9 protein-coding genes and 1 pseudogene are annotated in these 7630 nt (G+C 65.8%); all 10 read right to left on the bottom strand.

The genetic code is table 11. The features are described from left to right. Positions 1–70: 70 nt before the first annotated feature. Complete coding sequence (locus ACVWY0_RS21835) at positions 71–613, bottom strand: TlpA family protein disulfide reductase (protein ID WP_485838556.1); 543 nt, start codon at positions 611–613, stop codon at positions 71–73. 224 nt (positions 614–837) lie between these two features. Then, complete coding sequence (locus ACVWY0_RS21830) at positions 838–1095, bottom strand: hypothetical protein (protein WP_485838555.1); 258 nt, start codon at positions 1093–1095, stop codon at positions 838–840. 21 nt (positions 1096–1116) lie between these two features. Beyond that, positions 1117–1752: a thioredoxin-like domain-containing protein gene (locus ACVWY0_RS21825; protein ID WP_485838554.1), complete on the bottom strand. Its 636-nt coding sequence runs from the start codon at positions 1750–1752 to the stop codon at positions 1117–1119. Then, positions 1749–2657 carry a prolipoprotein diacylglyceryl transferase gene (gene lgt / locus ACVWY0_RS21820; RefSeq protein WP_485838553.1) on the bottom strand — a complete coding sequence of 303 codons (909 nt, stop codon included), beginning with the start codon at positions 2655–2657 and terminating at the stop codon, positions 1749–1751. The genes ACVWY0_RS21825 and lgt overlap by 4 nt, the downstream gene beginning before the upstream one ends. Positions 2658–2665: 8 nt before the next feature. After that, complete coding sequence (locus ACVWY0_RS21815) at positions 2666–4219, bottom strand: multicopper oxidase family protein (RefSeq protein ID WP_485838552.1); 1554 nt, start codon at positions 4217–4219, stop codon at positions 2666–2668. A 66-nt stretch (positions 4220–4285) separates the two neighbouring features. Further along, a complete protein-coding gene (locus ACVWY0_RS21810) occupies positions 4286–5035 on the bottom strand; it encodes a cytochrome c biogenesis CcdA family protein (RefSeq protein WP_485838551.1) in 750 nt (249 codons plus the stop codon). Between the two features lie 4 nt (positions 5036–5039). Further along, on the bottom strand, positions 5040–5924 hold the full coding sequence (locus tag ACVWY0_RS21805) for a F510_1955 family glycosylhydrolase (protein WP_485838550.1): 885 nt from the start codon (positions 5922–5924) through the stop codon (positions 5040–5042). Positions 5925–6010: 86 nt separating this feature from the next. Beyond that, complete coding sequence (locus ACVWY0_RS21800; protein ID WP_485838549.1) at positions 6011–6622, bottom strand: DUF305 domain-containing protein; 612 nt, start codon at positions 6620–6622, stop codon at positions 6011–6013. 153 nt (positions 6623–6775) lie between these two features. Further along, positions 6776–7249, bottom strand: coding sequence for a hypothetical protein (locus tag ACVWY0_RS21795; protein WP_485838548.1), 474 nt, complete (start codon positions 7247–7249; stop codon positions 6776–6778). Between the two features lie 72 nt (positions 7250–7321). Continuing rightward, positions 7322–7630, bottom strand: a pseudogene (locus ACVWY0_RS21790) (heavy metal translocating P-type ATPase); the annotation flags it as partial.

Raw genomic sequence — 7630 nt, 5'->3', positions numbered from 1 at the left:
CCGCCGACGGCACTAAATCAAGACGCCACGGCAAAAACCTGCCTCGTCACCGGCAACGACGCCCCTACCGTCAACCACTGCGACGCCTAACAGGTGGGACGTACTGGGCCATGGCGAGCAGGATGCCCCCGTCCTTGTCGTGCATGCTGGGGTAGGTGACGCCGAAGGTCCGTTCGAAGGCGGCGGCGGTAGGTTCCTCATCGCGGATGTTCACACCGAAGAAGGAGACGCCTTGTGTTTTGAACTCATTCGAGAGCGCTTCCAGCCGTGGAGCTTCGAGCCGGCACGGCGCGCATGCGGCGTACCAGAAGTTCAGAACGATCACTTTCCCGGCCCAGTCACGGGAGTTAACGGCTGTCCCATCGTACATTTGGCCGGTCAACACCACCGGGGGTTTCCGCTCGGCTGCAGCATATTCGGTGACAGAGCCGTCCCCGGCGATGTAGTTTTTGTTGTCCCCGGCTTTGGCCTGCCGGGCCAGGGCGTCGCTGGAGGCGCAGCCCGCAAGGACGCTGATGCCCAGGGTGCCCAGAAGTGCCGAGGAGAGGAGGCGCCGCCGCGAGAAGCCCGGCAATCTCTCCGCTGGCCCGGGGGCTACGGTTCGGGGTGTCATGGAGACGGGCTCATGCATGGCTGTCCTTTGATAACGGTAACTTCGGGACTCGGTTGGAGCTGGCGGAATACATACCCAACGGGTGTGGGTGCGGCCGTTTCGGCGAACCCCGACGGCGGTGACGTAGCGCCCCAAGGTAGAGAGGACAACCGCGGCGGCCAGAATTGTCCGGGCCGGCCAGCTCAGGGTCCAGGAGGTCAGGACCACGTCCGGGGCCGGCATGCTCAGGGCTTCTTCGTGTCGGTGCGTCCGGCGAGAATTGCGCCGATGAGGATCAGCACGGCACCGGTGGGGTAGCCGATGAAAATGTCCTGGGTGATGCTCGGCCCCTGCCCCGTGGCTGCCAGGTGGGCGATCCAGTGGCTGATGGCGACCAGGGCACCTGCGGCCATGAGGACCTGTCCGATCCGAACGAACCGCCGGTGCCGGCGGTAGCGTGATTCGGGGTCGGCTGCTTGTTTGGGCTTATTGAACTTCTTCATGGGTTTCCTTTGGGGTCTTAGCTAGCCGTTGGTCCCGCCGGCACACGAGGCTCCGGGTTCGGGTGCGTTCGGGGATTGGGCGTAAGCCCGGATGAAGGCGGGGATGCGGTCGTCTCCGGCGTCCTGCAATGTCAGCTGGGCCCCCCAAGCGGTGGCGGTGACCGGGCCGGTCTGGTCCTTGTCCGGGCTGAGCAGGACATAGGGCTTGTCGAGGGCGAAATCGGTGAGCTTGGTTAGCTCTGCCGCCGGCAGGTCCGGGTTGTAGCTGAGCCACACCGCACCGTGTTCGAGGGAGTGCACCGCACGTTGTTCGTTGACCGGTTCGGTGTAGACCCCGCAGTTCGTCCAGACCGGTGCGTGGTCACCTCCGGCGCCGGGCTGTTGGGGGTAGTCGGCGGCGTCCTGGACGTGGTTCCGGCCCAGGTCAGCGAACGTCTGGACCCCGTCTATGGGTCTTTTCGCAGCCTCCGCAGCTGCGTTCTTTTCCTGGAACGAGTTGGTGACCGTGAAGGCAACGGCGGTAATGATAACCGCGAGGACCAGGCCGAAACTGCCGTAGACCAGGAGGTTCCATCTGCGCTGCTTGGCCTTCTGCTGGGCACGGACGGCAGCCAGGACGGCCTCGTGCTCGGCGCGTCGCTTTCCGGCGTTACTCATGTGTTGGTCCTTTCGGTGGGTGCGGCAGGAGCTCTGCGCGGATCGGGCGAGAGGGTTTCGGCTTCTGAGCGCGGCCGGGACCGGAAGGCCTGGAAGAGGGCCAGTCCGGCAAGAAGGAGCAGGCCGGAGACCCAGGTGTTCACGCGCAGCCCCATAATGGTGTTCGCGGGATCAGAGCGCATCAGTTCAAAGGCAAACCGGCCGGCGGTGTAGAGGACGATGTAGAGGGCAAACACGGACCCGCTGCCAAACCGGTACTTGCGATCCAGGAACATCAGCAGCGACGCGACGGCCAGGCACCAGAGCGATTCGTACAGGAAGGTGGGTTGGAAGTAGCCCAGGACTTCCGGTGCGCCGTCGGGGCCGGTTATCGCCTGGCCTGTGGCCTGGTTCATGTTGTAGATCCGGAGTTTCCAGGGCAGATCCGTCGGGCCGCCATAGAGTTCGTTGTTGAACCAGTTCCCCCACCGTCCCAGGCCCTGGGCGATCAGCAAGCCGGGGGCGGCCGCGTCAGCGAACGCCATGAAGGGGATCCCGGCGCGCCGGGCGCCGATCGCGGCGCCGACAAGTCCCAGGGCGACTGCCCCCCAGATCCCGAGGCCGCCTTCCCAGATCCGAAGCGCCCCCCAAGGGTCTTTGCCTGGGCCGAAGTAGAGCTGGTTGTCGGTGATGACGTGGTAGACCCTGCCGCCGATGATGCCGAACGGTACGGCCCATATCACGATGTCCAGGGTCTGGGCGGTCGTGCCGCCGCGTTCCCGGAGGCGGCGGGCTGTCAGCCATGTGCCGAAGACGATGCCTGCCAGGATGCAGAGCGCGTAGAAGCGCACGGTCAGGGGCCCCAGCTCCAGGGCGCTGACCGTCGGGGACGGGATGAAGTAATCCGTTATTGCTGAAGGCGTCATGGCTGTGCTCACTTGATGTAGGAGAAGAGGGCCATCATGCCGCGCTCGGCGTGATAAGCGTTGTGGCAGTGGACGAGCCACTGGCCCGGATTGTCGGCGTCGAAGAATACGGTGAGGGTTTCCTTGGGCCGGACGATGACGGTGTCTTTGCGGGCCCCTCCGGAACCGACCTGGAAGGTGTGGCCGTGCAGGTGCATCGGGTGCCACATGTCTGTCTCGTTGATAAAGCTCACTTGGACCCGTTCGCCTTCTTTGATGTCGAAGGTGTGCTCGAACGGGTTGACCATTTCGAAGCGGTGGCCATTGATGCCCCAGTCGTATTTCTCCATGCTGCCGGTGAGCCTGAGCTCGTGGGTCCGGTCCGGGGTCCGGGGCTGCAGGGTGACTGCCGGGTCGGCTTTGAGCTGGCCTCCGTCCAGGACGGTCCCTTCCAGCTTGCCGGGCAACACCGCCGGGAGCGGCTGTTTTCCCGAGCCGGTGCTGATGAATCCGAGGGCCTTGCCGGTCTTCCCTTCGGGCAGTGCCAGCAACGGGGTGAAGCCTTCGGCGACGGTGAGGAGGGCATCGATGCGTTCGCCCATGCCGAGCACGACCGCGTCAACGTTCTGATGGACGGCGGGAAACCCGTCGGTGTGGGTCAGGGTGATCTTCTGCCCGGGGATTCCGACGCGGTAGGCGGTGTCCCCGGCGGCGTTGATGAGCCGGAGGCGTATGACCTGCCCTGCAACGGCGGGCAGGATCTGTGCCTGGTCCGGTGCTTTGGAGTTGAACAGGTGGTACGGGTAGCTGACGTCGCCGGCGTCCCCGCCGAGGAAGTCGCTGCGGGATCCCATGAGCATGTGCTTCATCCCTGACGGAGCGGGACGGGCGTCGGGGGAGGCGGTGGGTCTGGCTGAGCGTTCCAGTCCCGCCGTGTACATCCCTTGGGAGAGTTCAGCCAGGACATCGTCGGGGGTGCCGGTGATGCCGTCCATCCAGTCGTCCAGGATGATGACCCAATCCTTGTCATAGATCAGCGGTTCGGCGGGGTCTTCCACGATCAGTGCCCCGTACAGTGCGCGTTCACGCTGCATGTCCATGTGGGAGTGGTACCAGTACGTCCCGGGATGGGGGAGGCTGAAGTCGTAGCTGAAATTGGACCCGGCTGCCACCGGTTCCTGGGTGATGTGCTGGACGCCGTCCTGGTCGTTGCGCAGGGCCAGGCCATGCCAGTGGATGCTGGTCTGGTCTTTGAGCCGGTTGGTCAGCGCCACGCTGAGCCGGTCACCGGCCCGGGCGCGGATTTCGGGGGCGGTGAGGTTCCCGTTGTACCCCCAGGTGGTGGCTGGTTTAGAGGCGATGCTGGTGTCAAAGGCGGAGGCTTCCAGGCTTTGGGTCACCGTTGTCCCGGTCCGGGGGCGGCGGGCTTCGACGCCGGCCACGGCCGGGTCATCCGGCATCACCCGGCCGGGCGGAGCGGGCGTGGGCTGGCCGGAGCAGGAAGCCAGGGCCGCGGCTGCGGCGCCGGCGGACGCCAGGTGCATAAAGCGCCGGCGGTTCAGTTGGAATGAGGAAGGGTTCACGTCAGATCCTAGGGTGGGAATCGGAGCAGGGAGTGCGCCGGAGTGAATTGGTCAGACCCGTCGTGGTCAGATCGGGGTGAGGAAGGTGCCGGAGAGGTTCTGCAGTTTATAGATCCACTGCACCCACACTCCGGTGATCATCAGGATGCCCAAGATGATCAGGATGGAGGCGCCGGCGATGTTGACGGTGCGGATGTGTCTGCGAACCAGGGCAAGGGTGTTGGTGACCCAGCCGAAGCCCATGGCGGCCAGGGCGAACGGGATGCCCAGGCCCAAGCAGTAGGCGAAGGCCAGCAGAGCCCCGCGTCCGGCGCTGCCGGTTGTCACGCTCAGGGACAGCACCGCGCTCAGTGTCGGGCCCATGCAGGGTGTCCAGCCCAGGCCGAAGACGATGCCGAGTAGCGGTGCGCCGCCGAGTCCTGTGCGGCGGCCGAGGGTGATTTTGCGGGTCTGCTGCAGCCAGGGCACCAGGCCGAGCAGGGCCACGCCCATCAGGACCACGACGATTCCCAGTCCGCGCATCAGTGTGTCCTGCCAGCGCAGCAGCCAGGAACCAATCGCCCCGAATGCTGCCCCGTAGAGGGTGAATACGGCGGCGAACCCCAGCACGAACAGGCCCACGCCGGCCAGCACCCGGCGGCGGTTCCGCGGCTGCGTCGGGTCGGTCAGGCCGGAGACGAAGCCGAGGTAGCCGGGGACCAGGGGCAGGATGCAGGGGGAGAGGAAGGAGACGAGTCCGGCGGTCATGGCCAGGGGGATCGCGATGAGCAGCGCCCCGGAGGTGACCGTGGAGGCGAAAAAGCCGCCGATTTCCATCGGCTCAGGCCGCGTCGGAGGGTCGGAAAACCGCCCCGCCGTCCGTGGACACGACCAAGCCGGTTGAGGTAGCGGCCCAGATCCAGGGTTTACCCTCCGATCCTTCCGTCGCAGCGATGGCCTTGACCTGTCCCTGGATCTGCCCGGTCCGGGACCAGGTGGCGCCAGCGTCGGAGGAGTAATGCACCGTGCCGTCCGGTTCCACACCGATGGCTTCTGTGGCGCTGGCGAACGCGGCGAACTGCACCACCGGGGCAGCCTTGTCCAGGACCCAGGTGGCGCCGCTGTCGGTCGAGCGCTGCACACCGTCGACGGTGGTGGCCAGCACGGTGTCGCTGTAGGGGTTCCCGGCCAGGGCTGCCGGTGCGAAGCCCGCGGCGATTGTTGTCCAGGTCTTCCCGTCAGAGCTCGCGCGTAAGGCCCCGTCGAAGGCGACGATCCCGGACTTGGTGGCGGTCAGGGCATCGAAATCGGACTCTCCCTGGCGCGAAAGCTGCTCCCACGTCGCACCGCCGTCGCTGGTCTTGACCAGACCCAGCGGGTTGGGAAGATCCGAACCCGGGCCAGGGTGGCCCGACGCGTAGAAGACGCCCTGCTCCATGGCAGCGGTGAAACCCATCAGGTCGTTCGTGGGTCCGATCCTGACGGCGGGTTTTTTGGACACGTCGAACAGGCCCTCGTGGGTGGCCAGGAGTACCTGGCCGGTTTCACCGTTGATGTTCAGGCCATGGATGTGGGCGCTGGGCAGACCTGTGGCGGCGCCGGCTGATGACGGGGTGCCGGCCGTCGGGTCGGTGGACGGGGCGCAGGCAGCCAGGGACAGCGCCAGGAACAGGGCCGCGGCTGAGACGGCGATGATACGGGAACGTTTAAGAGAGCGCGCAGGCACGATGAATCTCCAGGTGACGGAACGGAAAAAAGAGGTGTGGAGGGGGAGGCGCCGGCCCGTGGCCGGGCCGGCGCCGGGTCTGCCAGCTAGAGGGTGGCCAGCAGGTCCTTCATTTCCTGCATTTCAGCTTCCTGGGAGGTGGCGATGTCTTTGCTGAGCTGGACTGCCTCGGCGTTCTTACCGTCCGTGCTCTCAGTTTTGGCCATCATGATGGCGCCTTCGTGGTGGGCGATCATCTGGGTCAGGAACAGCTTGGCCGCCTCGGTTCCCTGAGCGGCTTCAAGGGCGGTCATGTCTTCATCGCCCATCATGCCGGACATGCTGTGCCCGGAGGGCGTGCCGGTGGGCATCTCGGTGGGCTGGTTCCAACTGGTCAGCCAGCCGGTCATCTTCTCGATTTCCGGTGCCTGGGCCGCTTTGATCTTGGTGGCCAGATCCGTCACCGGGGCCGGGATTCCTTCTTTGGCGAGGACCATGTCGGACATTTCCACGGCCTGGGTGTGGTGCGGGATCATCATCTGGGCGAACATGGTGTCGGCGTCGTTGAAGTCCGCGGCAGCGGGCGCGGAGCTGGATGACATCCCGGAGCTGCCGTGGTTCATCCCGGGCATGCTCCCTCCATCCGAACCCGCGGAACAACCGGCCAGGGCGATCGCCGCGGCGATGGTGACAGCGGAAATGGTCAGTGTTTTCTTCATCAAAATCAGGTCCTTCAAAGTATCAACCGGCGTCATACGCCGCAGCGGATAGCGTGGCTGCAGGGCCCGCCGGATCTCAGGCGGGGGTATGCAGTGTGGGTACGCAAGCGTGGCGTGGAGGGTGCGCCGGGCAGGACACGGCGCAGCGCAGCTTTACGTCCGGCTGATGCAGAGGTCGCCGGGGGAAGGACCCTCCGGCAGGAAGGAATAGCTGATCGTTGCCCTGGCGAGGGCATTCGTGTCAGGGGTCTGGAGCGGTGCGGTGCCGGGCAGCGGCGCCGACAGGGAGGTGTTCGCCGGGGACAGGACACAGACCGCATCCATCGCCGACATACTCGGGCAGCCGGCGGCGTCGGCTGCGTCGGCGCACGAGGAGGCTGATCCGGCAAGCATCCCGGGCCCGGCCGCGGAGTCCATCGGGGACTGTGCCGGGGCATGGACGGGGTTGCTGACAGGGCTCTGTATCTGCTGAACTGCCGTATCCATGCCTGCGGTGGCCGCCGGCATGGCGTGGGCCCCGGTCATGATGTGCATACCGAGGATCCCAGCCACAATGGTCAGGAATCCCGCCAGCAGCGCGGCACGGGTCAGGAACGCCGTGACGCGGCCGGATCCGGTTGCTGCCATGGTGTTCCTCCTTCCGTAGCCATTCATGGGTTTAAGGGTACGGCAGGGATCTTACCCTGCCGAGCTTAGGGTTCAACGAACCCGGGAGGGATTCAGTTTCACCCTTCGCAGCAACTGAGCGTTCAGGGCCACGACGATGGTGGACACGGACATCAGCACGGCCCCGGCGGCGGGTGACAGAACCACCCCTGCGAAGGCGAGCACACCGGCGGCCAGCGGGACGGAGAGGATGTTGTAGCCGGTGGCCCAGATGAGGTTCTGCCACATCTTCGCGTAGCTGGCCCGGGACAGGTCCACCATGGACAGCACCGCGCGGGGGTCATTGCCGGCCAGCACCACCCCGGCGGATTCCATGGCTACGTCCGTTCCGGCTCCGATCGC

This window comes from Arthrobacter sp. UYNi723 (assembly GCF_054057635.1).
Note: the sequence above shows the minus strand (reverse complement) of the source record. Positions and strands in the feature narration are given on the sequence as shown.